This window comes from Saccharothrix tamanrassetensis (assembly GCF_014203665.1).
GTDB classification, from domain to species: domain Bacteria; phylum Actinomycetota; class Actinomycetes; order Mycobacteriales; family Pseudonocardiaceae; genus Actinosynnema; species Actinosynnema tamanrassetense.
This window is the reverse complement of the sequence record NZ_JACHJN010000003.1, coordinates 79,039-101,740: the sequence shown is the minus strand read 5'-3', so window position 1 is coordinate 101,740 and position 22,702 is coordinate 79,039. Positions and strand designations below refer to the sequence as shown.

The 22,702-nt window shown below is 70.9% G+C and carries 16 protein-coding genes; 7 read left to right on the top strand and 9 right to left on the bottom strand.

Annotated features, from left to right (window positions below; translation table 11 throughout):
* Window positions 1–29: 29 nt before the first annotated feature.
* Window positions 30–2,600 (bottom strand): alpha-glucan family phosphorylase, encoded by a 2,571-nt coding sequence (gene glgP / locus FHS29_RS09555; protein ID WP_184690212.1) that lies wholly within the window; start codon window positions 2,598–2,600, stop codon window positions 30–32.
* Window positions 2,601–3,370: 770 nt separating this feature from the next.
* Here glgP and FHS29_RS09550 point away from each other — a divergent pair.
* From FHS29_RS09550 to glgB, 4 genes are all read left to right on the top strand, one after another.
* Window positions 3,371–5,350, top strand: coding sequence for an alpha-1,4-glucan--maltose-1-phosphate maltosyltransferase (locus FHS29_RS09550; protein ID WP_184690211.1), 1,980 nt, complete (start codon window positions 3,371–3,373; stop codon window positions 5,348–5,350).
* An 89-nt stretch (window positions 5,351–5,439) separates the two neighbouring features.
* Complete coding sequence (gene treS, locus FHS29_RS09545; protein WP_184690210.1) at window positions 5,440–7,251, top strand: maltose alpha-D-glucosyltransferase; 1,812 nt, start codon at window positions 5,440–5,442, stop codon at window positions 7,249–7,251.
* 5 nt (window positions 7,252–7,256) lie between these two features.
* Entirely contained in the window at window positions 7,257–8,591 is a 1,335-nt protein-coding gene (locus FHS29_RS09540; RefSeq protein WP_184690209.1) for a maltokinase N-terminal cap-like domain-containing protein, read from the top strand.
* Window positions 8,588–10,993, top strand: a complete 2,406-nt coding sequence (gene glgB, locus FHS29_RS09535) for a 1,4-alpha-glucan branching protein GlgB (RefSeq protein WP_246440156.1) — start codon at window positions 8,588–8,590, stop codon at window positions 10,991–10,993. Before FHS29_RS09540 ends, glgB begins: the two co-directional genes overlap by 4 nt.
* Before the next feature lie 4 nt (window positions 10,994–10,997).
* On the opposite strand, the gene FHS29_RS09530 is transcribed toward glgB, so the two are convergent.
* The 4 genes from FHS29_RS09530 to FHS29_RS09515 all read right to left on the bottom strand — a co-directional run bounded on the left by FHS29_RS09530 (window position 10,998) and on the right by FHS29_RS09515 (window position 16,255).
* Window positions 10,998–11,726 carry a TolB-like translocation protein gene (locus tag FHS29_RS09530; protein WP_312864842.1) on the bottom strand — a complete coding sequence of 243 codons (729 nt, stop codon included), beginning with the start codon at window positions 11,724–11,726 and terminating at the stop codon, window positions 10,998–11,000.
* 20 nt (window positions 11,727–11,746) lie between these two features.
* A complete protein-coding gene (locus FHS29_RS09525) occupies window positions 11,747–12,952 on the bottom strand; it encodes an MFS transporter (protein WP_184690208.1) in 1,206 nt (401 codons plus the stop codon).
* A complete protein-coding gene (locus FHS29_RS09520; protein ID WP_184690207.1) occupies window positions 12,952–14,514 on the bottom strand; it encodes a discoidin domain-containing protein in 1,563 nt (520 codons plus the stop codon). The genes FHS29_RS09525 and FHS29_RS09520 overlap by 1 nt, the downstream gene beginning before the upstream one ends.
* A gap of 583 nt (window positions 14,515–15,097) precedes the next feature.
* A complete protein-coding gene (locus FHS29_RS09515; protein ID WP_184690206.1) occupies window positions 15,098–16,255 on the bottom strand; it encodes an FAD-dependent monooxygenase in 1,158 nt (385 codons plus the stop codon).
* Window positions 16,256–16,343: 88 nt separating this feature from the next.
* On the opposite strand from FHS29_RS09515, the gene FHS29_RS09510 reads away from it, so the two are divergent.
* Both FHS29_RS09510 and FHS29_RS09505 read left to right on the top strand, forming a co-directional pair.
* Window positions 16,344–17,720, top strand: a complete 1,377-nt coding sequence (locus FHS29_RS09510; protein WP_184690205.1) for a neutral zinc metallopeptidase — start codon at window positions 16,344–16,346, stop codon at window positions 17,718–17,720.
* A 71-nt stretch (window positions 17,721–17,791) separates the two neighbouring features.
* Complete coding sequence (locus tag FHS29_RS09505) at window positions 17,792–19,237, top strand: neutral zinc metallopeptidase (RefSeq protein ID WP_184690204.1); 1,446 nt, start codon at window positions 17,792–17,794, stop codon at window positions 19,235–19,237.
* Window positions 19,238–19,426: 189 nt separating this feature from the next.
* Here the strand turns inward: FHS29_RS09505 and FHS29_RS09500 are convergent, their stop codons facing one another.
* Genes FHS29_RS09500 through FHS29_RS09490 form a run of 3 tightly spaced genes read right to left on the bottom strand, consistent with a single transcriptional unit; the run spans window position 19,427 to window position 21,623 of the window.
* Window positions 19,427–20,389 (bottom strand): tetratricopeptide repeat protein, encoded by a 963-nt coding sequence (locus FHS29_RS09500; protein ID WP_184690203.1) that lies wholly within the window; start codon window positions 20,387–20,389, stop codon window positions 19,427–19,429.
* 41 nt (window positions 20,390–20,430) lie between these two features.
* A complete protein-coding gene (locus tag FHS29_RS09495) occupies window positions 20,431–21,276 on the bottom strand; it encodes an SCO6745 family protein (RefSeq protein WP_184690202.1) in 846 nt (281 codons plus the stop codon).
* A gap of 26 nt (window positions 21,277–21,302) precedes the next feature.
* On the bottom strand, window positions 21,303–21,623 hold the full coding sequence (locus FHS29_RS09490; RefSeq protein WP_184690201.1) for an MTH1187 family thiamine-binding protein: 321 nt from the start codon (window positions 21,621–21,623) through the stop codon (window positions 21,303–21,305).
* A 44-nt stretch (window positions 21,624–21,667) separates the two neighbouring features.
* Here FHS29_RS09490 and FHS29_RS09485 point away from each other — a divergent pair, with 44 nt between their 5' ends.
* Complete coding sequence (locus tag FHS29_RS09485) at window positions 21,668–22,171, top strand: MarR family winged helix-turn-helix transcriptional regulator (RefSeq protein WP_184690200.1); 504 nt, start codon at window positions 21,668–21,670, stop codon at window positions 22,169–22,171.
* A gap of 151 nt (window positions 22,172–22,322) precedes the next feature.
* On the opposite strand, the gene FHS29_RS09480 is transcribed toward FHS29_RS09485, so the two are convergent.
* Window positions 22,323–22,586 carry a DUF3817 domain-containing protein gene (locus FHS29_RS09480; RefSeq protein ID WP_376774402.1) on the bottom strand — a complete coding sequence of 88 codons (264 nt, stop codon included), beginning with the start codon at window positions 22,584–22,586 and terminating at the stop codon, window positions 22,323–22,325.
* Between the last annotated feature and the right edge of the window lie 116 nt (window positions 22,587–22,702).

Sequence of the window (22,702 nt, the reverse complement as noted above, 5' to 3'; positions counted from 1 at the left end):
AACCGTCCGGGCCCAACCGTCCGGGTGGGTCAGCCCGCGAGGACGACCCGCCCCAGCTCGGCCGGTGACGCCAGCAGGTCGTGCCGCGGCAGCACGCGCACCGTGTAGCCGACGGCCCCGGCGTGCGGCAGGGGCACCTCGATGTCGTAGTTGCCGTTCCCGGAGTACTGCATGGTGTGCGTGACCACGTCGTACAGCTCGTCCGAGTCGCCGACCTTGCCCAGCACCACCTGGACGTCCACTTCGGACGGCTCCAGCCCGGCCAGCTCGATCCGCGCGCGCACCGCCACCGGCGTGCCCAGCAGCGGCGCCGTCGAGCCGTTGAGCGTCAGGTCCGAGTCCAGCACGCGCACCCGCGTCCACGCCGCGCGCAACCGGTGCCGGTACGCGGCGAGTTCCTTCGCGCCCCGGAAGCCCTCACCGACCACCGAGGCGGCCGAGGACGCGGCCGGGGCGTACAGGCTCTCGACGTACTCGCGCACCATCCGCGACGCCTGCACGGCCGGGCCGAGCGACGCCAGCGTGTGCCGGACCATGGCCAGCCAGCGGGTCGGCACACCGTGCTCGGCGCGGTCGTAGAACAGCGGCGCGACCTGGCTGCCCAGCAGGTCGTAGAGGGCGGCGGCCTCCAGGTCGTCCCGGCGGGTCGGGTCGGTGACGCCGTCGGCGGTGGGGATCGCCCAGCCGTTGCTGCCGTCGTACAGCTCGTCCCACCAGCCGTCCCGGATGGACAGGTTCAGGCCGCCGTTGAGCGCCGACTTCATGCCGGACGTGCCGCAGGCCTCCAGCGGGCGCATCGGGTTGTTCAGCCAGACGTCGCAGCCCCAGTACAGGTAGCGGGCCATCGACATGTCGTAGTCGGGCAGGAACACGATCCGGTGCCGCACGCCCGCGTCGTCCGCGAACCGCACGATCTGCTGGATCAGCGCCTTGCCGCCGTCGTCCGCCGGGTGCGACTTGCCCGCGACGACCAGCTGCACCGGGCGCTCCGGGTGCAGCAGCATCGCCCGCAGGCGTTCCGGGTCGCGCAGCATCAGGGTGAGCCGCTTGTAGGTGGGCACCCGGCGGGCGAAGCCGACGGTCAGCACGTCCGGGTCGAACACCGAGTCGGTCCAGCCCAGTTCGAGGGCCGACGCGCCGCGCTGGAGCCAGGACAGCCGGGTCCGCCTGCGCACCTCGTCGACGAGCTTGCCCCGCAGGTCGTTGCGCAGCTCCCAGAGCCGCTGGTCGGTGACCGGCTCGAACCCGCGCAGGCCGACGCCGCTGTCGTCGGACTCGCCGAGCAGCCTGCTCATCTCGGTGGCCGCCCAGGTCGGGCCGTGCACGCCGTTGGTGACCGAGCCGATCGGCACCTCGGTGACGTCGAAGCCCGGCCACAGGCCGCGGAACATGTCCCGGCTGACCTTGCCGTGCAGCTTGGACACGCCGTTCGCGCGCTGGGCGAGCCGCAGGCCCATGTGGGCCATGTTGAACAGGCCGGGGTTCTCCTCCGCGCCGAGCGCCAGGACCCGCTGCGTGCTCACGCCGGGGATCAGCGTCTCGGAGCCGAAGTAGTGCTGCACGAGGTCGACCGGGAACCGGTCGATGCCCGCCGGGACGGGGGTGTGCGTGGTGAACACGGTGCCCGCGCGGACCGCGGCCAGCGCCTGGTCGAAGTCCAGGCCTTCGCCGGTCACCAGTTCGCGGATGCGTTCGAGGCCGAGGAAGCCCGCGTGTCCCTCGTTGGTGTGGAACACCTCGGGGCTCGGGTGACCGGTGAGCTCGCAGAACGTGCGCACGGCCCGCACCCCGCCGATGCCCGCCAGGATCTCCTGCCGGATGCGGTGGTCCTGGTCGCCGCCGTAGAGCCGGTCGGTGACGCCGCGCAGGTCCTCGTCGTTCTCCTCCACGTCGGAGTCGAGCAGGAGCAGCGGGATGCGGCCGACCTGCGCCTTCCAGATCTTCGCGCGCAGCACCCGGTCGCCCGGCATGGCCACGTGCACCAGGATCGGGGCGCCGGAGGGCTCGGTGAGCAGCTCCAGCGGCAGCCCGCGCGGGTCCAGCACGGGGTAGTGCTCGATCTGCCAGCCGTCCAGCGACAGGGCCTGGCGGAAGTAGCCCGACCGGTACAGCAGGCCGACCGCGATCAGCGGGACGCCCAGGTCGGAGGCCGCCTTCAGGTGGTCGCCGGCGAGCACGCCGAGCCCGCCGGAGTAGTTGGGCAGGGCCTCGGTGACGCCGAACTCCATGGAGAAGTAGGCGATGGCGCTCGGCAGCGGGCTCAGGTCGTAGTTGCCGTGCTCACGCCGCTGCTGCACCTCGTCCTGCCGGCGCTGGAACCAGCGCGGCCCGGTGGTGTAGCGGGTGAGGTCGTCCGCGAGGGCACGCGTGTGCGCGAGGAACTGCTCGTCCCGGGCGAGGGCGTCCAGCCGCTCCGGGTCGACCGTGGAGAGCAGGCGCAGCGGGTCGCCGCTGTCCGCCCACCGGGCGGGGTCGACCGAGGCGAACAGGTCCTGGGTCGGCTGGTGCCACGTCCAGCGCAGGTTCGTGGCGAGCGTGCCCAGTGCGGACAGCGGCTCGGGCAGGCTGGCTCGAACGGTGAACCGGCGAAGTGCTCGCATGGCGTCGGACCCTATCCCCCATCCAGCGGTGTCGAGCAACGGTCACCCGAACCGATGCAGGGACCGATCCAGTCCTGCCAGGGCGGATGTCCCATGCGTGTTCTTTCGTACACAGTCGGCGATCGTTACCGCAACGCACCGATGCGGGCTCGACGGTTGCGCCTTTCGGCCGTCAGGGCGATGGTCCTGTCGGCGGCCTCCCGGCCCGCGGCACGGCGTTAAAGGAGCGCTTTGCCGACCGCCACGCGCGGGTACCGCGCTGCCGCCGTCCTGGACGCGGCCAGGCCGCCGACGCCCTGGCACTCGGGCGTGTGGAAACAGACCACGCCGAGGGCCCTTGAGGGCGATCCATCCCCGGCTCGTCCGCGTGCACGCGCGGTAGTGGAGGGTGCAACCGGCAACCCGTCGGCGCGGGATGAAATCCACCCGATCGACAACGCGGTCACGTCGGCGCTTCCCGCAGGTCTCCCGCACGAACGGTGCGGCGGAGACGACGGGCGTGATCAGGGCCGCTGTCGGACTCCGGGTTCGCCGGCACGTCGCGAAGCCGAGTGCAGTGGCGCGTCACATTCACTCGCCCGTTCGTGTGATGACACCTTCGCGCCATGGAACGAGCGTCTTCCATGGCGAGAATCTGATCATCGCCAAGTGTGCGATCCAACCAGACGGGGTAGGAACAGCGGGTACGGAGTCCCCGGTGACGACGTGCGCGATCGAAGCGGGCAAACTTGAACGCGCAAGCGTCACACCAGGCGAGAGGGGCGCTGCCGATGAGCGGACGACTCGGTATCGACGACGTCTCGCCGACCGTGAGCTGCGGCCGCTATCCGGCCAAAGCGGTGGTCGGCGAGCACGTGCCCGTCGAGGCGACGGTGTGGCGCGAGGGCCACGACGCCGTCGCGGCCACCGTCGCGTGGCGGGGGCCGGGCGACCGGGTCGCGAGACACACCCGCATGGTCCCGCAGGGCATCGGGCTGGACCGGTGGGCGGCGACCATCGTGCTGGACGGCGAGGGCGCGTGGACCTTCCGCGTCGACGCCTGGTCGGACCCGTGGGCCACCTGGCTGCACGCCGTGGAGGTCAAGATCGCCGCCGGGCAGGGCGCCGACGAGCTGCACAACGACCTGGAGGCCGGCGCCCGGCTGCTGGACCGGGTCTCCCGCCGGCCGGACCGCCGCAAGGAGAAGCCGCTGCTGGTCAACGCCGCGCGAGCGCTGCGGGACGAGGACCGGCCGCTGGCGGAGCGGGTCGCGCCCGCGCTCGCGCAGGACGTGCGGCAGGTCATGCACGACCACCCGGTGCGCGAGCTGATCACCAAGGGCAAGCCGCAGAAGATCTGGGTGGACCGCAAGCGCGCCGCGTTCGGTTCCTGGTACGAGTTCTTCCCGCGCTCCACCGGCGGGCTGGACGAGTCCGGCGTCCCGGTGCACGGCACGTTCGCCACCGCGACCAAGGAGCTGGACCGGATCGCGGCGATGGGCTTCGACGTCGCCTACCTGCCGCCGATCCACCCCATCGGCCGGGTGAACCGCAAGGGCCCGAACAACACCCTGATCGCCACCGAGGACGACCCCGGCTCGACCTGGGCGATCGGCGCGGACGAGGGCGGGCACGACGCGATCCACCCCGAGCTGGGCACCATCGAGGACTTCGACGCGTTCGTGCGGCGGGCCGGCGAGCTGGACCTGGAGGTGGCGCTCGACCTGGCCCTCCAGTGCGCGCCCGACCACCCGTGGGTGCTCAAGCACCCGGAGTGGTTCACCACCCGCCCGGACGGCTCGATCGCGTACGCCGAGAACCCGCCGAAGAAGTACCAGGACATCTACCCGGTCAACTTCGACAACGACCCGCAGGGCATCTACAACGAGGTGCTGCGCGTCGTGCTGCACTGGGTGGAGCACGGGGTCCGGATCTTCCGGGTGGACAACCCGCACACCAAGCCGCCGGACTTCTGGGCGTGGCTGATCTGGGCGGTCAAGGACTCGCACCCGGACGTGCTGTTCCTGTCCGAGGCGTTCACCCGGCCCGCCCGGCTCTACGGGCTGGCGAAGCTCGGCTTCACCCAGAGCTACACGTACTTCACCTGGCGGACGACCAAGGAGGAGCTGACCGAGTTCGGCGCCGAACTGGTCGAGCACTGGGACGAGGCCCGGCCGAACCTGTTCGTGAACACGCCGGACATCCTGCACGAGTCGTTGCAGCACGGCGGTCCGGGCATGTTCGCGCTGCGCGCCGCGCTGGCCGCCACGATGTCCCCGACCTGGGGCGTGTACGCCGGCTACGAGCTCTACGAGCACCAGGCGGTGCGCGAGGGCAGCGAGGAGTACCTCAACTCGGAGAAGTACCAGCTGCGCCCCCGCGACTTCGGGCAGGCCGTCGCCGAAGGCCGTTCGCTGGAGCCGTGGCTGCGCAAGCTGAACACCATCCGCCGCGCGCACCCCGCGTTGCAGCAGATGCGCACCCTGCGCTTCCACCACATCGACAACCCCGCGCTGATCGCCTACTCCAAACAGGACCCGGGCAGCGGCGACACCGTGGTCGTGGTGGTGAACCTGGACCCGCACAACGCCCAGGACGGCACGGTCTGGCTCGACCTGCCCCTGCTCGGCTTCGACTGGCACGAACGGCTGATCGCGCACGACGAGGTGACCGGGGAGACCTGGGACTGGGGCCAGGCCAACTACGTCCGCCTGGAGCCGTGGCGTGCGTCGGCGCACGTCGTCAGCGTGCAGCGCAGGTTCAGCGGCTAACCGCATCAGCCCTCACCCCCAGTCCCCGCGCGCCGCAGCGCGAGGGACGACCGGACGTACCCCCGAAGAGGTGGGACGAGGTGGAGCACATGGCAGAAGACCCCCGACCCGACGCCGCGCTGACCGGACTGGAAGGCGTGCCGCACACCGGCGAGGCCATCGGCGCGGACGGCCTGCTGGTCGAACCGCAGGCCGAGGACTTCCGGTCGGCGAAGCTCGCGCCGCGCGAGCCCGGCTGGTTCAAGGGCGCGGTGTTCTACGAGGTGCTGGTGCGAGCCTTCAGCGACTCCAACGGCGACGGCACCGGGGACCTGCGCGGCCTCGCGTCCCGGTTGGACTACCTGGAGTGGCTCGGCGTGGACTGCCTGTGGCTGCCGCCGTTCTACGCCTCGCCGCTGCGCGACGGCGGGTACGACATCTCCGACTTCCGCGCGGTGCTGCCGGAGTTCGGCTCGGTGGAGGACTTCGTCTACCTGCTGGACGAGGCGCACCGGCGCGGCATCCGGGTGATCACCGACCTGGTGCTCAACCACACGAGCGACGCCCACCCGTGGTTCCAGCAGTCCCGCGCCGAGCCGGACGGGCCGTACGGCAACTACTACGTGTGGAGCGACGACGACCAGCGCTACCCGGACGCGCGGATCATCTTCGTCGACACCGAGACGTCGAACTGGACCTACGACCCGGTGCGCGGCCAGTTCTACTGGCACCGGTTCTTCTCCCACCAGCCGGACCTCAACTTCGAGAACCCGGACGTGCAGGAGGCGATGCTGGACACCCTGCGGTTCTGGCTGGACCTCGGCATCGACGGGTTCCGGCTGGACGCCGTGCCGTACCTGTTCGAGCAGGAGGGCACCAACTGCGAGAACCTGCCCCGCACGCACGACTTCCTCAAGCGCTGCCGCAAGGTGGTCGACGACGAGTACCCCGGCCGCGTGCTGCTGGCCGAGGCCAACCAGTGGCCGAGCGACGTCGTGGAGTACTTCGGCGACCCCGAGGTGGGCGGCGACGAGTGCCACATGGCGTTCCACTTCCCGTTGATGCCGCGCATCTTCATGGCGGTGCGGCGCGAGTCGCGGTTCCCGATCTCGGAGATCCTGGCCCAGACGCCGGAGATCCCGTCGGGCGCGCAGTGGGGCATCTTCCTGCGCAACCACGACGAGCTGACCCTCGAAATGGTCACCGACGAAGAGCGCGACTACATGTACGCCGAGTACGCCAAAGATCCCCGGATGAAGGCGAACATCGGCATCAGACGGCGGCTGGCACCACTGCTGGAGAACGACCGCAACCAGCAGGAGCTCTTCACCGCCATGCTGCTGTCCCTCCCCGGATCGCCCGTTCTCTACTACGGTGACGAGATCGGCATGGGCGACAACATCTGGCTGGGCGACCGGGACGCCGTCCGCACGCCGATGCAGTGGACCCCGGACCGCAACGCGGGGTTCTCCTCCTGCGACCCGGGACGCATCTACCTGCCGGTGATCATGGATCCGGTCTACGGCTACCAGGCCCTGAACGTGGAGGCGCAGCTGAACAACCAGTCTTCGCTGCTGAACTGGACGCGCCGGATGATCGAGGTGCGCAAGCAGCACCACGCGCTGGCCGAGGGCGACTTCACCGACCTGGGCGGCTCGAACCCGAGCGTGCTGGCCTACCGCCGGCGGTGGCGCCGGCCGGACGGGCGCGAGGACATCGTGCTGTGCGTGAACAACCTGTCCCGGTTCCCGCAGCCGGTGGAGCTGGACCTGTCCGAACACCGGGACAGCCGCCCGGTGGAGCTGACCGGCGGGGTCCGGTTCCCCGCGATCGGCGACCTGTCCTACCTGTTGACGCTGCCCGGTCACGGCTTCTACTGGTTCCAGCTGGTGGAGGCCGACGACGAGGGCGAGGCGAGGTGAACGCGATGACCGGACCGCACGACCTGGTGGACAAGGTGCTGGCCGAACTGCCCGCGTGGCTGCCCGCGCAGCGGTGGTTCGGCGGCAAGGACCGGCCGGTGTCGGCCGTCCGTCCACTCCGGACCGGCGTGCTGAGCGCCGCCGACCCGCTGCTGGTGCACCTGGTGGTGGAGGTGGCGCAGGCGGACCGGCGGGAGCCGTACCAGCTGCTGGTGACCGACCGGGTGGACAACTACGACGCGACGACCGACCCGGAGCTGGCGGGCCGGCTGCTGGACCTGATCGCGGAGAACGCCTCCGTGGACGGGCTGGTGTTCGAGCACGAGCCGGACGTGCGGGTGCAGACCGGGCTGCGCGGCCGGCCGATCACCTCCGAGCAGAGCAACACGTCGCTGGTGTTCGGCAGCCAGTACATCCTCAAGCTGTTCCGCAAGCTCACCCTGGGCGAGAACCCGGACCTGGTGCTGCAACGCGCCCTGCACCGGGTGGGCTGCGAGCACATCGCGCAGCCGCTGGGCTCGATCACCGGTTCGCTGGACGGGCAGACCACCACCGTCGGGATGCTCCAGCAGTTCCTGCCGGACGCGGTGGACGGCTGGGCGATGGCCACCACCAGCGTGCGCGACCTGATGGCCGAGGGCGACCTGCACGCGGACGAGGTGGGCGGCGACTTCGCGGGCGAGGCGCAGCGGCTGGGCCAGGCGGTGGCCACCGTGCACGCCGACCTGCAACGGGCGCTGGGCAGCGCGTACGCGGACGACGAGGACATCGACCGGACGGTGCGGGCCATGGTGACCCGGCTGGACTCGGTGGTGGAGTCGGTGCCCGAGCTGGCGCCGTACGTGCCCGCGCTGCGCGAGGCGTTCGAGCAGGCCCGTGACACGCCCGGCGAGATCGCCGTCCAGCACATCCACGGCGACCTGCACCTGGGCCAGGTGCTGCGCACCGTGCACGGCTGGCTGCTGATCGACTTCGAGGGCGAGCCGGGCGCGCCGATCGCGGAGCGCACCGCGCTGCGCTCGCCGCTGCGCGATGTGGCCGGGATGCTGCGATCCTTCGACTACGCGGCCCACCAGCTGCTCGTCGGCCAGCCGGAGGACCACCAGCTGGCGGTGCGGGCGCTGGAGTGGGCGCGGCGCAACCGCGCGGCGTTCACCGAGGGCTACGCGGAGGCGGCGGCGTCCTCGGTGGGCGACCCGCGCGGGCGCGGGCACCTGCTGCGGGCGTTCGAGCTGGACAAGGCGGTGTACGAGGTGGCCTACGAGTACGCGAACCGGCCGGAGTGGTTGACGGTGCCGCTGTCGTCGATCGCCCGGATCACTGGAGAGGGAACACGATGACCGAGGACGTCGACCGGTTGCTCTCCGGGTCGCACCACGACCCGCACTCGGTGCTCGGCGTGCACCACCTGCCGTCGGGCGACGTGGTGGCGCGGGCGCTGCGTCCGGGCGCGTCCGCGGTGTCCGTGCTGGCCGGTGACAAGCGGTTCGAGCTGGACCGGGTGGCGGACGGGCTGTTCGAGGGCGAGCTGCCCGAGCACCCCGGCGACTACCGGCTGGAGGTCGCCTACCCCGGTTCGACGGTGGAGGTGGACGACCCGTACCGGTGGCTGCCCACGGTCGGCGAGCTGGACCTGCACCTGATCGGTGAAGGTCGGCACGAACGGCTGTGGGACGTGCTCGGCGCGCACTACCGCTCCTACGAGACGGTGTCCGGCACGATCACCGGCGTGTCGTTCGCGGTGTGGGCGCCGACCGCGCGGGGTGTCCGGGTGTGCGGCGACTTCGACGGCTGGGACGGCCGGGCGAACCCGATGCGCTCCCTGGGTTCCTCGGGTGTCTGGGAGGTGTTCATCCCCGGCGTCCCGGTGGGCAGCAGGTACAAGTTCCGCATCCTGGGCCGGGACGGCGGGTGGCACGAGAAGGCCGACCCGATGGCGTTCGCCACCGAGACCCCGCCCGCGACGGCGTCCGTGGTGACCGCCTCCTCCTACGTGTGGGGCGACTCGGACTGGGAGACCAGGCGGGACGCCACCCAGTGGGTCAACGCGCCGATGAGCGTCTACGAGGTGCACCTCGGGTCGTGGCGGCCGGGCCTGGGCTACCGCGAGCTGGCCGAGGAGCTGTGCGCCTACGTGGTGGACGCCGGGTTCACGCACGTTGAGCTGATGCCGGTCGCCGAACACCCGTTCGGCGGCTCGTGGGGCTACCAGGTGACGTCGTACTACGCGCCGACGTCCCGGTTCGGCTCGCCGGACGACTTCCGGCACTTCGTGGACGTGCTGCACGGCCACGGCATCGGCGTGATCATGGACTGGGTGCCCGCGCACTTCCCGAAGGACTCGTGGGCACTGGCCCGGTTCGACGGCAGCGCGCTGTACGAGCACGCGGACCCGCGCCGGGGCGAGCAACCCGACTGGGGCACGCTGGTGTTCGACCTCGGGCGCAACGAGGTGCGCAACTTCCTGGTCGCCAACGCCCTGTACTGGATCGAGGAGTTCCACATCGACGGCCTGCGGGTCGACGCGGTGGCCTCCATGCTGTACCTGGACTACTCGCGCGAAGAGGGCCAGTGGCTGCCCAACCAGTACGGCGGCCGGGAGAACCTGGACGCCGTGCGGTTCCTGCAGGAGCTGAACGCGACCGTCTACAAGCGGCACCCCGGCGTGGTGATGGTGGCCGAGGAGTCCACCGCGTGGCCGGGCGTGACGCGGCCGACGCACCTGGGCGGGCTGGGTTTCGGGTTCAAGTGGAACATGGGCTGGATGCACGACTCGCTGCACTACCTGTCGCGCGAGCCCGTGCACCGGTCGTTCCACCACAACGAGATCACCTTCTCGCTGGTGTACGCGTGGAGCGAGAACTTCGTGCTGCCGCTGTCGCACGACGAGGTGGTGCACGGCAAGGGCTCGCTGTGGCAGCGGATGCCCGGCGACGACTGGAACAAGGCCGCCGGCCTGCGGTCGCTGCTGGCGTTCATGTGGGCGCACCCCGGCAAGCAGCTGCTGTTCATGGGCGGCGAGTTCGGCCAGCAGGGCGAGTGGTCGGAGTCCCGTTCGCTGGACTGGCACCTGCTGGAGTCCCCGTTCCACGGGGGCATCCGGTCGCTGGTCGGCGACCTGAACAGGGTCTACCGCTCCTCGCCCGCGCTCTACAGCGCCGACGCGAAGCCCGAGGGGTTCTCGTGGATCGACGCGAACGACTCGGCGGGCAACGTGCTCAGCTTCCTGCGCACCGGTGAGGACGGCTCGGTGCTGGCGTGCGTCGCCAACTTCTCCGGGATGCCGCACCACGACTACCGGGTGGGGCTGCCCTCGGCGGGGCGGTGGCGCGAGGTGGTGAACACCGACTCCGAGGTCTACGGCGGTTCCGGGGTGGGCAACCTGGGCGGCGTGGAGGCAGAGGAGAAGCCCTGGCACGGGCGGCCGGCGTCGGCGGTGTTGCAGCTCCCCCCGGCGGGCGTGCTGTGGCTGACCCCGGAGGACCCGCCGGCCAGGGCGGAGTCCCCGGTGGCCCAGGCCGAAGCCGTGTTGGCCGACGACGACCTGGTCGCCGACGTGATCCCATCGGCAGCAGACACGGTCCCGCCGGCGGCAGACGCGGCCCCACAGACCGCCGACGCGGACCCGCCGACCGCCGGGACGTCCGCGCCCGTCGCGGAACAGACCCCGCTGGAGGCGGGCAGGTCCGCGACGGACGCGGGCAAGGCCGAGCCGGGTCCGGAGCGGACCTCGTCGCCCTGACGGGTCAGGGCAGCCGGGCCGGTTCGCCCGTCCCGTCCGCGGGCACCGACCACTGCTCCTTCGCCAAGCCGTAGCCCACGGTGTCGGCGTCCAGCCACACGGCCTGGTCGTCGACGCTGCGGGCCTCGGCCAGCGGTGTCTCGGCCATGGTGGCCAGGTCCAGCACGTGCAGCTGCCACGGACCGGGCGTGACGCGCTTCTTGAACGCCAGCCGGGTGCCGTCCGGGGACAGTGACGGGCATTCCACGTTGTCCCGCAACGCTTCGGCCTCCCACCCCCGGTAGTCGGCCTCGATCAGGTGGGTGGTGCCCCGGCTGGCGGCGGTGGCGTAGAACCGGCTGTCGTCCGCGCCGAACGTGACACCCCAGAAGTTGAGGTCCGGCGCGAAGTAGCGCTTGCCGTCCACGGTCAGCGGGATGTCCTCGATCGACTTGCGCAGGTCGTCGGTCTCGGTGTCCAGGATGCCGGTCCGGGTGGAGAAACCGGCCGTGTTGTAGGAGTCGCCGGACACGAACACCGTCCACGACACCATCCGCCCGCTCGGCGACACCTGGAGCCTGCTCGGGATGCCGGGCACCTCGTGCCGCTGCTCCCGCCCGGCGCGGGTCACCACCAGTTCGGCCATCGGCGGCACGCCGGGCCGCGCGGCGAGGCAGGCGACCGTGCCGCCCCTCGCCGATTGCCGCTCGCACGCCGCGCCCGCCTCGGCCGTGCGGCTGCGGGCGTGCAGCACGTACGCCGTCGCCCCCGCGATCAGGACGAGGGCCGCGAGGACAGCGGCCGCCCGACGGCCGCGCCGGCCAGTGCGAGCGCCAGCAGGACCAGCGACACCAGGATCGCCGTCGACACTCCCCAGAGGGTCCACATCGCTCCAAACAGGACGGAGGAAACCAGTTTCGCCAACGCCTGGCCGGTCTGCAGCACCGCCATCCCGCTGGTGCGCAGCTCGGCCGGCAGCAACGGACTCGCGGCGGCCATCAGCACGCCGTCCGTGGCCGCGTAGAACACCCCGTGCAACACCAGGATCACGACGACGTTCGTGAACGGGGTGAGCAGCAGCCCGAACGCCGACGCCAGCGCGAGGTGCCCGGCGAGGAACACCGGCCACCGCCCGACCCGGTCGGCCAACCGGCCCAGTGGCACGGCCAGCAGCAGGTACACCGCCGCCGTTCCCAGTGCCAGCAACGGGAAGTGCACGGCATCGAGCGCGAGCCGCTGTTGCAGCACGAGGTACAGGAACGCGTCACCGACGGTGACCACGCCGAGCAGCGCGGCCCATCCGACCATCCGCCGGAACGGTTTGCGCCACAACGACTTCAATGAGGGTTTCGCAGGCAGCGGGTTCCGGTGGTCCCGCACCAGCAACCCCAGCAGCACGACGCCCAGCACGGCCACGCAGAAGCTGGTGACGAACACCGCGTCGTAGTCGCCCAGACTGGCCCACAGCACGAACATCGCCACTAACGGACCGAGGAACGCCCCGACGGTGTCCATCGCCCGGTGCACGCCGAACGCCCGGCCCAGCACGTCCGGCGTGCTGCTCAACGAGATCAGCGCGTCCCGTGGTGCGGTCCGCAGGCCTTTGCCGGTGCGGTCGACGGCGAGCACCGCGCCCAGCGCCGCCACCGACGAGCCCGCCGCGACCAGTCCCAGCTTGGCCACCGCCGACAGCCCGTACCCCGTCAGCGCCACGGCCTTGCGCCGCTGCCACCGGTCCGCCACGTGCCCGCCGAGCAGCCGCACCACCGCCGTCACCCCGGAGTAGAGCCCGTCCAGCAGACCGAACTGGAACGGGCTCAACCCGAGCGCGACCACGAAGTACAGCGGCAGCACCGCTGTGACCATCTCCGACGACACGTCGGTGACCAGGGAGACGAGACCGAGCGCGAGCACGTTGCCCGCGACCCGGCCGCGTCCCCGGACCTCGGCAGGTGCCTGCCGCGCGGTCGCGATGTACATCAGTGGCAGGTGTAGGTCGGGGTGCTGTCGATCGCCTTCCCGTCCAGACCCACCAACTGCCACGAGTAGGTGCTGTCGGTCAGGGTCAGCTTCAGCACGCCGTGCACGGACTTGGCGAACTCGGTGATGGCAGGGTCGGCGGACACCTTGTAGAGCGAGGCGCCACCGCCACCGCCGATCACCGACCGGGTTCCGTTCGGATCGGCCTTGCCACTGGCGTTCAGCGGCTTGAACCGCTCGTAGTGGTGGTCGTGACCGCCCAGCACGAGGTCGGTCTTGTTGGCCACCAACGTCTCCCAGAGCCCGGCGCTGCTGGTGTTGTGGCCGTGCGAGCCGGAACTCCAGCGCGGGTGGTGGAAGTACGCGGCCACACAGCCCTTCTTGTTGGCCGCCAGGTCGCGCTTGAGCCACTCGGCCTGCTCCGAGCCCGGCTTGCTCGACTCGTTGGAGTCGAGGGCGACGAAGTGCCAGTTGCCCTGGTCCCAGGAGTAGTAGGTCTTGCCGTTCGGCGTGGCGATCGAGCCGAAGTAGCCCTTGTACCCGGCCAGCGGCGGGCTGGAGTACGTCTCGTGGTTGCCCGGCGTCGGCTTGGTCTTGGCCTTGAACCGACCCCAGGTCTTGTCGTAGTAGTTGCGGAAGTCCGACAGGTGGGCGTCGTCGTACTGGTTGTCCCCCATGGTGATCACCGCGACCGGGTTCATCTGCTCGACCAACCGCGCGGTCTTCGGATGCACGCAGGAGGAACTGCTCTCCGTGCACTGCTCGGCGATGTCCCCCGCCGCCGCGATCACGAACGACCCCGAACCCGCGCCCGTCGTGGCCCGGACCTGGTTGCTGGGTCCGGATGTGTTGCCGGCGGAGTCCTTGGCACGGACGGTGTAGTCGTAGCCGGTGCTCGGAGCGAGGCCGTTGTCGGTGTACGCGGTGCCCGAGGCGGTCCCGACCACCACGCCGTTGCGCAGGATGTCGTAGCCGGCGACACCGACGTTGTCCGTGGCGGCGGTCCAGGTCAGCGACGCACTGCTGGAGGTCGTGCCGGTGACCCGGAGCCCGGCGGGCACGGACGGCGGTGTGACGTCACCACCGGCACGGACCCCGTAGACCTCCAACTCCCAGAGCGAGTAGCCCCACTCGGTGGCTCGTTCGGTACCGAGGATTCGCAGGTAGCGACCGGTCCCGTTGAGACCACCGTGGGTGTCGGTCTCCCCGTCGCCGGTGGCGCGACTGCTGATGTCGGTCCACGACGAACCGTTCGCGGACAGCTGGACCTTGTACTTGGTGGCGTACGCGGCTTCCCAGCGCACGATGACCTGGTGCACCTCCGCCGTGCCGCCGAGGTCCACCGCCAACCACTGCGGATCGATGCCGGGCGCGCTGGCCCAACGGGTGTCGGCACGGCCGTCGACCGCGAACTGGCCGGCCAGGCCGGTGTCCTCCGCGGAGGACACGGTGACGGGTTTACCTTGGGAGAGAAGGGAATCGGCGGGTGCGCTGGCAGCGGTCAACGGCTGTGCGAGCAGAGCGAGCACAGCCACCGAGGCCAGCGGTGCGACTCGGCGCACGGGTTCTCCTCACGGTCCGGGGCGGCGGCTCGGGAGTAGAATCGTAAAGGTTGTTTACGATTGGCAGGCTAACGCCCGTCCGACACCGAAGTCAACGAACCCGTCCCACCACGTTCGGCCACCGACCAACCTGGACACAGACCCCCGGACACCCGGCCCCACAACCCTGTCCGCCACACGCCATCCCTCAGCCCCGCCCACTCCCAATCCCCACGCCGGACCCCCTCCAGCCCCGAGCCCAAGGCCCACCCCAGCGTGCGTCCGCCCCAGCCCAAGCGCCTGGCCCACCCCACACGCGAAGCGAGAACAAGAGCTCGAAAGCTTTTCAAAATGGTCTACGGAGCTTGACGGCAGAAGAGGGACCACGGACTCGAAGCGCTCCAAAAGCACGCAGGTCTTGGATGCAGTCGGAACACGACGAAAAATGACCATATTACTCCGTCAAGAAAAGTTGCCAGGGGACCGGTGTGCGCGCGCCACGCCGCCCGCCGAGCAACCCGCCCAGCTGATCGACTCGCGCCCAGACGTGCAGCCAAAAGCGAAAACACCAACAACAACGGCTTCGAAGACAAGAGAAAGAGATCTATGCGGCAAGGATCTGGGCGTAGTCCTTGGGCCTGATCGCATTCGCCGCGCGGACCGTCATCTTGGCGAAGAAGCCGGACAGCAGCCGCGAGTTAAGCACCCGGTACATCCGATTGCGCTGACGGATCTTGGCCTCCGTCGGCGGCGCCATGAACTTCCCCGCCCCCGCCGCGAGCTTCTGCCCGCCCTCGACGTACCGGCGCAGCTCGGACTCGTAAGCGCTGAACGCCACCACGTAGTCGTCACGGGCCGTCGCCAGCTCGCCGGCCAGCACGTACGCCCCGACCATCGCCGCGCCCGTGCCCAGGCCGCCCACGGTCGCCCCGTACGCCGCGTCGCCGAGCAGCACGATCCGGCCGGACGACCAGCGGCCGACGTCGACCCGGCTGATCGAGTCGAAGTACAGGTCCTCGGCCCGCGTCAGCTGCTTCAGCAGGCGCGGCACCTCCCAGCCGGCGTCACCGAACACCTCGGCCAGCACGCGGTGGGCGTCGTCGCGGTCCAGGGGCGCGGGGGCGGGGAAGATGAACGTCGCACTGGTCGGGTTGACCAGCACGCCCCGGTTGGGCTCGGTGTAGATCAGACCGGTGCGGTCCAGGCCGAACGGGTTGCCGGCGAGTTCCACGCCCGCGATGTGGTGGCCGAGGTAGGTCAGGTACCGCTCCTCCGGGCCGAACGCCAGCCGCCGCACCACCGAGTGCAGTCCGTCCGCTCCGACGACGAGGTCGAACGTCCGCGGAGCGGACTTGCGGAACGTCACGTCCACGCCACTCCGAGTTTCCGTCAAGGACGTGATCGTGTCACCGAAGATGTACTCCGAGCGGTCCCGGGTCCGTTCCCACATGAGTCGGGACAGGTCGCCGCGTCGGATCTCCACGGCACCGCTGAAGGCGTCGGCGGGCAGTCGCGCCAACTCCCGCCCCTCCCCGTCCACCACCACCTGCGCGCCCATGCCGGTGGCATGGCGGTGCACCTCGTCCAGGATGCCCATGCGCCGCAGCACGGTCAGGTGCGCCTCGCCGCGGAAGTCGACGCCGAACCCGCCGTCCCGCAACACCGGGGAACGCTCCACCACGGTCGTCCGGTGGCCGTACCGGTTGAGCCAGAGCGCGACGGCGGGACCTGCCACGCTCGCGCCGGAGATCAGGATGTCCATGCCCGCACGATCCGTGGGACCGCTGACGGACCGCGCACGAAGTGCTGACAACGACCCCTGAGGGGTCCGGAGGCGGCACAATGGTCCGATGCGGCATCCTTCGGCTCGGCTGGTCCTGCTGGTGGCGGTGGCACTCGTGGCCTCGGGGTGCACCCAGTTGGTCGACGGACGCCCCGTGGCGGGCAAGGTCGTGACCAAGGAAGGTACCGACCCGGGCTTCATCAAGGGCACCGACGGCGGCGGGATCGACCGGCTCGCGGCCACCGCGATCACCGACGTCGACAAGTTCTGGGAGGACGCCTTCCCGGACACGTTCGGCGAGAAGTGGCGACCGCTGGAGGGCGGCTTCTACTCCGTCGACACCTCCGACCCGTCGGCCAAGCCGCCGCCCTGCACGGAGAAGGCCAGCGACGTGGAGGGCAACGCGTTCTACTGCCCCAGCGCCGACGCCATCGCCTGGGACCGCGCCGCCCTGCTGCCGGTGCTCAAGGACAAGTTCGGCGACGCCGCCGTGGTCATCGTGCTGGCGCACGAGATGGGGCACGCCGTGCAGCGCCGGATGGGCATCACGCCCGAGGCCGAGCGGCGCGAACCGCAGAAGTACCCGACGATCCTCACCGAGGCGATGGCCGACTGCTTCGCCGGCAGCTTCGTCAAGTGGGTCAACGACGGCCGGTCCGAGCACCTGGACATCGGCACCGACACGCTGGACTCGGCGCTGGGCGCGCTGATCAAGTTCCGCGACCCGGTCGGCACGTCCCCCGACGACCAGTCCGCGCACGGCAACGCGTTCGACCGGGTGTCCGCGTTCCAGGACGGCTACCAGCAGGGCACCAAGTTCTGCGGCGCGATGACGGTGGAGAACCGGCCGTTCACGCAGCAGGCGTTCACCAGCATGGACGACCGCGACCGGGGCGGCAACCTGCCGTTCGACGAGATGCTGACCGCCATCACCGACGATCTCAACAAGTACTACGCGGCGCTGGTCGCCACCAAGGGCAAGACGTGGACCCCGCCCAAGGCCACCCCGACCCAGGACGAGCCGAAGTGCTCGGGCGACCAGGGGCCGGTGGCGTTCTGCCCCGAGGACAAGTCGGTGGAGATCGAGGTCGCCCAGGACCTGCCCGAGCTGCACGCCGAGATCGGCGACTACGCGACCGGCGTGCTGCTGGCGTCCCGCTACGGCCTGGCCGCGCTGTCCACCGTGGGCAAGAGCGTCGAGGGCCCGGACGCGGCCACCAACGCGCTGTGCCTGGCCGGCGCGTACACCCGCGAGGTCTTCACCCGGCAGCAGGGCTTCGGCCTGTCCCCCGGCGACCTGGACGAGGCCGTGCAGGTGCTGCTCGGCTACGACTACGCGGCCCGTGACGCGGCCGGCAAGTCCGCCCTCGACCCCGGGTTCCAGCGGGTGGACGTGTTCCGCAGCGGCGTCTTCGAGGGCGTCAAGGCCTGCGGGCTCGGCTAGTTCCGGTCCCACGGGGCCGATCCGCCAAGTAGGGTGCGGGCCGGACCGCACGGATCGGGATGGGGCTTGGCATGGCTCGACGGGTGTTCACGGTCGCGGCGCTCGTCGCGGTCGCAGCGTTGACCGGCGCGTGCACGCAGGCGGTGGACGGGCTGGCGCGAGCCGAGCGCCCGGACGTGTCGAAGGTGTCCGGGCTGGAGATCACCACCGGCGAGAGCGGGCCGAAGCCGGGCGTGCCGGACGCGGACCTCCGGGTGGAGAACGGCGACGGCGGCGAGATGGACCGGCTGGCCATCAACACGCTCGCCGACGTGGAGGAGTACTGGGGCGAGCAGCTGCCGAAGAACTTCGACGGCAAGAAGTTCGAGCCGGTGAAGCGGCTGGTCTCCTACGACTCCAACGGCGCCGGCGTGGAGATCTGCCGCACCAACACCAAGGGCGTCGCCAACGCGTTCTACTGCTCGCTGGACGACAGCATCGCGTGGGACCGGGGCGAGCTGCTGCCGATGCTCGACGACGCCTTCGGCCCGATGGCGGTGGTGACCGTGCTGGCGCACGAGATGGGCCACGCCGTGCAGTACAAGCTCGGCGAGGCGGGTGGCGTGACGCAGGCCACCCCGTCGATCATCAAGGAGCAGCAGGCGGACTGCTACGCGGGCAACTTCTTCCGCTGGGTGGCGGAGGGCAAGTCCGAGCACTTCCGCATCTCGACCGGTCCGGGCCTGAACCAGGTCCTCGCCACCATGTTCTTCATCCGGGACGCGGCCGGCACGTCCGCCGAGAAGCAGGGCGCGCACGGCAGCGCGTTCGACCGGGTGGCGGCGTTCCAGTTCGGCTTCGCGGGCGACCCGAAGCGCTGCGCGGAGATCGACGAGCAGGAGATCAAGGGCCGCATCACGCAGCAGAAGTTCGACTCGCAGGACGTCGACACCGGCCAGGGCAAGGGCAACCTGAAGGTGGACGACCGCCGCTACCTGGACCTGCTGGAGGAGAGCCTGCGCAGCGCGTACAACCAGAGCGGGGCCACGCCGCCGACGTTCGAGCAAGGCGGGGCGTCCTGCCCGGACGCCAAGGAGACGTCCCCGGCGGCGTACTGCCCGGCCACCAACACGATCTCCATCGACCTGCCCGACCTGGTGAAGATCGGCACCCCGCCGAAACGCGGCCAGAAGGGCGGCATCGGCGACTTCGCGGCGTTCGCCGAGATCGCGTCCCGGTTCTCGCTGTCCATCCAGAAGGCGACCGGCTACGGCCTGGAGGGCCCGGCGGCGGGTCTGCGCACCGCGTGCCTGACCGGCGCGTGGGCGGGCACCACCACCGAGGCATCGGACAAGCCCAAGCTCAAGCTGTCGTCCGGCGACCTGGACGAGGCGGTGGCGGAACTGCTGGCCGACAAGAGCCTCATCGCGGCCGACGTGAACGGCACCGTGGTGCCCTCGGGCTTCGCCCGGGTGGAAGCCTTCCGCGACGGCTTCTACGAGGGCTCCGGCCTCTGCACTCGCAAGTACGGGGCCTGAGGCCACCGCACGCCCTCACGCGCGAGCCCTCACATCCGCGAGCCCCACACCCGGAAGCGGAGCACCGCGCCCTACTCGCACCACGCCTGACCCGTACCACGCCTGACCCGTACCGCCCGCCTGACCCGTACCGCGCCACAAGCCCGAGGCCGTGCTCGCGCATCCGCCTCGGGCTTCGGCACACCGGCGTCAGAACAACGCGCTGGCCAGGTTCCGCCGAGCCTTGGCGACCCGCTCGTCGTCCGGCGGGAACAGCTCGAACAACCCGACCAGGTGCTCGCGCACCTTGTCCCGGTCCTCGCCGAACACCCGGCGCACGGTGTCCACCAGGCGCTTGAACGCGGCCTCCACGTCCTGCCCGGCCAACTCCGCGTCGGCGGCCGCCAGCTGGGCGTCCACGTTCTCCGGGTCGGCGTCGGCGGCGGCCACCACGTCCGGCGTCAGGCTCTCCGCCCGTGCGGTGAACCGGACCTGGGCGAGCGCGGCCTTGGCCTCGGCGTTGCCCGGCTCGGCGGCCAGGATCGCCTCGTAGGCGGCCTCGGCGGCGGCGAAGTCGCCCTGCTCGAACGCCTCCTCGGCGGCGACGAACCTGGGGTCCTCCGGCACTTCGACGGCGGCGCCCCCGGCCGCTGCCTCGGCGGCCTTGATCCCCGGCAGCCGGTCGCGCAGGGCGTCCAGCAGCCGGTTGATCCACTGGGCGAACTCGGCCTCCGGCAACGGCCCGGCGAAGGCGTCCACCGGCTGCCCGGCCGCCACCGCCACCACGGTGGGCACGGACTGCACGCCGAACGCCTGGCCCACCCGCGGACTCGCGTCGAGGTCGACGCGAGCCAGGATCCAGGCTCCGCCTCCGGCGCGGGCGGCGCGTTCCAGGATCGGGGACAGCTGCCCCGCCTCCGGGCTCCAGGACGCGGTCAGCTCGACCACGACCGGGATGTCCAGCGAGCGCTCGACCACCGATTGGAACGTCGCCTCGGTGACGTCGAGCACCCACGGGCTGGGGCCCGCGTCGGAGGCCCCGGGCGCGCTCGGCGGCGGCGCGGCGGAGCGTTGGCGGGCCGCGTCGGCCCGCGCCTTCAGCGCACCGAGGTCGACCGCCCCGGACAGCGCGGCGGACAGTGCTGCGGTCTTGCGAGGGTCTGGCCTTGTCACCGTTCCATCCTGGCACGAGTCCCGGACCCGGCCGCGACCGGTCAGGCGGACAGTTCGCGCACGGGGTCGATGGCCATGGGGTTGGTGCGCATGGCGTCGTTCTGCCGGCCCAGCGACAGGGCGATCGGCGTCATCAGCTCCAGGAACCGCGCGGTGCCCGCCGGCCCGACGACCTCCCACGGCCGAGCAGCGGCTTCATCGGTCCGCCGCTCGACGTCGACCCGCAGTTCCCGCCCCGCCGGGGTCAGCCCGTCGTCGTAGAGCCCGCGCGAGGTCAACGACTCCTCGGCTTCCCGCCACTCGTCCTCGCCCCACCCGCGAGCGACCCTCAGGTAGCCGGCGTCCAGCCCCTTGTCCGCCCCGTACAGCACCAACGTCTCGCACGGCGACAGCCCGGCCGCGACCAGCGCCGCGACGTGCCCGTCCCCGCGGTGCTCGCGCAGGGTCGTGCACGCCTGCCAGAGCGCCAGGTGGGGCTCCTCCGGCAGCGGCAGGGCGGCGTTGGCCGCCCCCAGCACCCGCCCCGGCAGCGGGATGGCGGCAGCCGCCCGGACCGCCAGTCCGGCCGCCTCCGCCACGTCCGGGGTGGGCAGCATCCGCCGCAGAGCCCCGTCCACCCCGCGCAGTCGCGCCTCCAGGAACGCCGACGGCGACGCGACCTCCCAGGCGTCGGGCAGCGCCCGGGACACCATCCGGTGGTGGAAGCTGTAGAACGCGGCGGTCACGGTCTCCGGCGCGGCGGCACCGAGCGGTGCGGCCCTCATGCCGAAGTAGCCCATCCAGCCGCCCTTGCACCCGAGTTCGTCGGTGGCCGCGCGGGACTCGGGCGTGAAGTACGTGACGTCGTGGTAGGTCTCGAAGCGCAACCACAGGTCTCGGGGTGACATGGTCGCCAAATTAGTAGGACTTCCGACTATTCGCCAGAGCCGACTTGTTCCCCGCCGGCGAGGTGCTCCTCGACCCGTTCCACCTTGGCCCGCAGCTGCCCCGTGTAGCCGGGCCGGATGTCCGCCTTGATCACCAGGCCGACCCGGGGCGCGGTGGCCTGCACGACCTCGGTCGCCTTCTTCACCACCGCCATCACCTCGTCCCACTCGCCTTCGACCAGCGTGAACATGGCGTTGGTCTCGTTGGGCAACCCGGACTCCCGGACCACCCGCACCGCCTCGGCGACGGCCGCGGCCACGCTGTCGGACTCCCCGCCGAGCGGGCTGACACTGAACGCGACGAGCACTGCTGCCTCCTGTTAGCCGGGTACCCACTGGTAGCTTCGGCGGCATGACGTCCCAGCCGCTCCCGTTCGACCCCATCGCGCGCGCCGCCGAGCTGTGGGAGAAGCGGATCGGACCGTCGACGGCGATGGCGGCGGTCACCAGCGTCATGCGAGTACAGCAGATCATCCAGTCCGCCGTGGACGCCGCCCTGAAACCCCACGGCCTGACCTTCGCCCGCTTCGAGGCACTGGTGCTGCTCACCTTCGCCCGGACCGGCAGCCTGCCGATGAGGGTGATGGGCGAACGCCTCCAACTGCACCCCACCAGCGTCACCAACATCGTGGACCGCCTGGAGGCGGACGGCCTGGTGCGCCGCAACCCCCACCCGACCGACCGCCGCACCACCCTGGTCGAGATCACCGAAGCCGGCCACACCCGCCGCGAGGCCGCGACGGAAGCGGTGACACAGGTGGACTTCGGCCTGCGCGGCCTCACCGACCGCCAGACCGAGCAACTGACCGAGCTGCTGGCCAAGGTCCGCCGAGCAGTGGGCGACTTCGAAGACTGATCCCGCCGCCTGCACCCACTCGACGCCACCCCACCCGGCAAGCCACGCCGCACGACCTGCGTGAGGTAGTGACCACAGCCACCACCGGCCTGTCCACTGTGGACAACTACGGGTTCCCCGACATCGACTCCCGCCCGTCAGGTGGAGGCCTTCAGTCGCTCGCCGTCCGACCCGAGTCGAGCTTCCCGTTCTTCTGCGCCCACCGCTCGAACACGACGGTCCCGAACGGCGGAATGCTCGCCAGCAAGGCCCACACCGTCGTCTTCCGGTCCCACCGATGGGCAACCATCAGCGTGACCAACACGTACCCCACGAAGATCACGCCGTGCACGGGGCCGAAGATCTTCACCCCGACCTCGTTGTTGACCAGCACGTACTTGAAGAACATGCCGATCAACAACCCTGCCCAGGACACGGCCTCAGCCAGCGCGAAGAGACGAAAACGACCAACGGGGCTGCTAAGCATGCCCCCATTGTGCTCAGTGACCCCGCTCACCCCCATCCCGGGTCCACCCCCTCGCACACCCACCC

What these genes read in the sequence shown, in the direction of transcription:
- FHS29_RS09515 (WP_184690206.1), bottom strand. Translation starts at nt 16,255, where the DNA reads ATGGACATCCTGATCTCCGGCGCGAGCGTGGCAGGTCCCGCCGTCGCG.
- FHS29_RS09495 (WP_184690202.1), bottom strand. Translation starts at nt 21,276, where the DNA reads ATGTCACCCCGAGACCTGTGGTTGCGCTTCGAGACCTACCACGACGTC.
- FHS29_RS09510 (WP_184690205.1), top strand. Translation starts at nt 16,344, where the DNA reads ATGCGGCATCCTTCGGCTCGGCTGGTCCTGCTGGTGGCGGTGGCACTC.
- FHS29_RS09540 (WP_184690209.1), top strand. Translation starts at nt 7,257, where the DNA reads ATGACCGGACCGCACGACCTGGTGGACAAGGTGCTGGCCGAACTGCCC.
- FHS29_RS09550 (WP_184690211.1), top strand. Translation starts at nt 3,371, where the DNA reads ATGAGCGGACGACTCGGTATCGACGACGTCTCGCCGACCGTGAGCTGC.
- glgB (WP_246440156.1), top strand. Translation starts at nt 8,588, where the DNA reads ATGACCGAGGACGTCGACCGGTTGCTCTCCGGGTCGCACCACGACCCG.
- FHS29_RS09485 (WP_184690200.1), top strand. Translation starts at nt 21,668, where the DNA reads ATGACGTCCCAGCCGCTCCCGTTCGACCCCATCGCGCGCGCCGCCGAG.
- FHS29_RS09525 (WP_184690208.1), bottom strand. Translation starts at nt 12,952, where the DNA reads ATGTACATCGCGACCGCGCGGCAGGCACCTGCCGAGGTCCGGGGACGC.
- FHS29_RS09505 (WP_184690204.1), top strand. Translation starts at nt 17,792, where the DNA reads ATGGCTCGACGGGTGTTCACGGTCGCGGCGCTCGTCGCGGTCGCAGCG.
- glgP (WP_184690212.1), bottom strand. Translation starts at nt 2,600, where the DNA reads ATGCGAGCACTTCGCCGGTTCACCGTTCGAGCCAGCCTGCCCGAGCCG.
- treS (WP_184690210.1), top strand. Translation starts at nt 5,440, where the DNA reads ATGGCAGAAGACCCCCGACCCGACGCCGCGCTGACCGGACTGGAAGGC.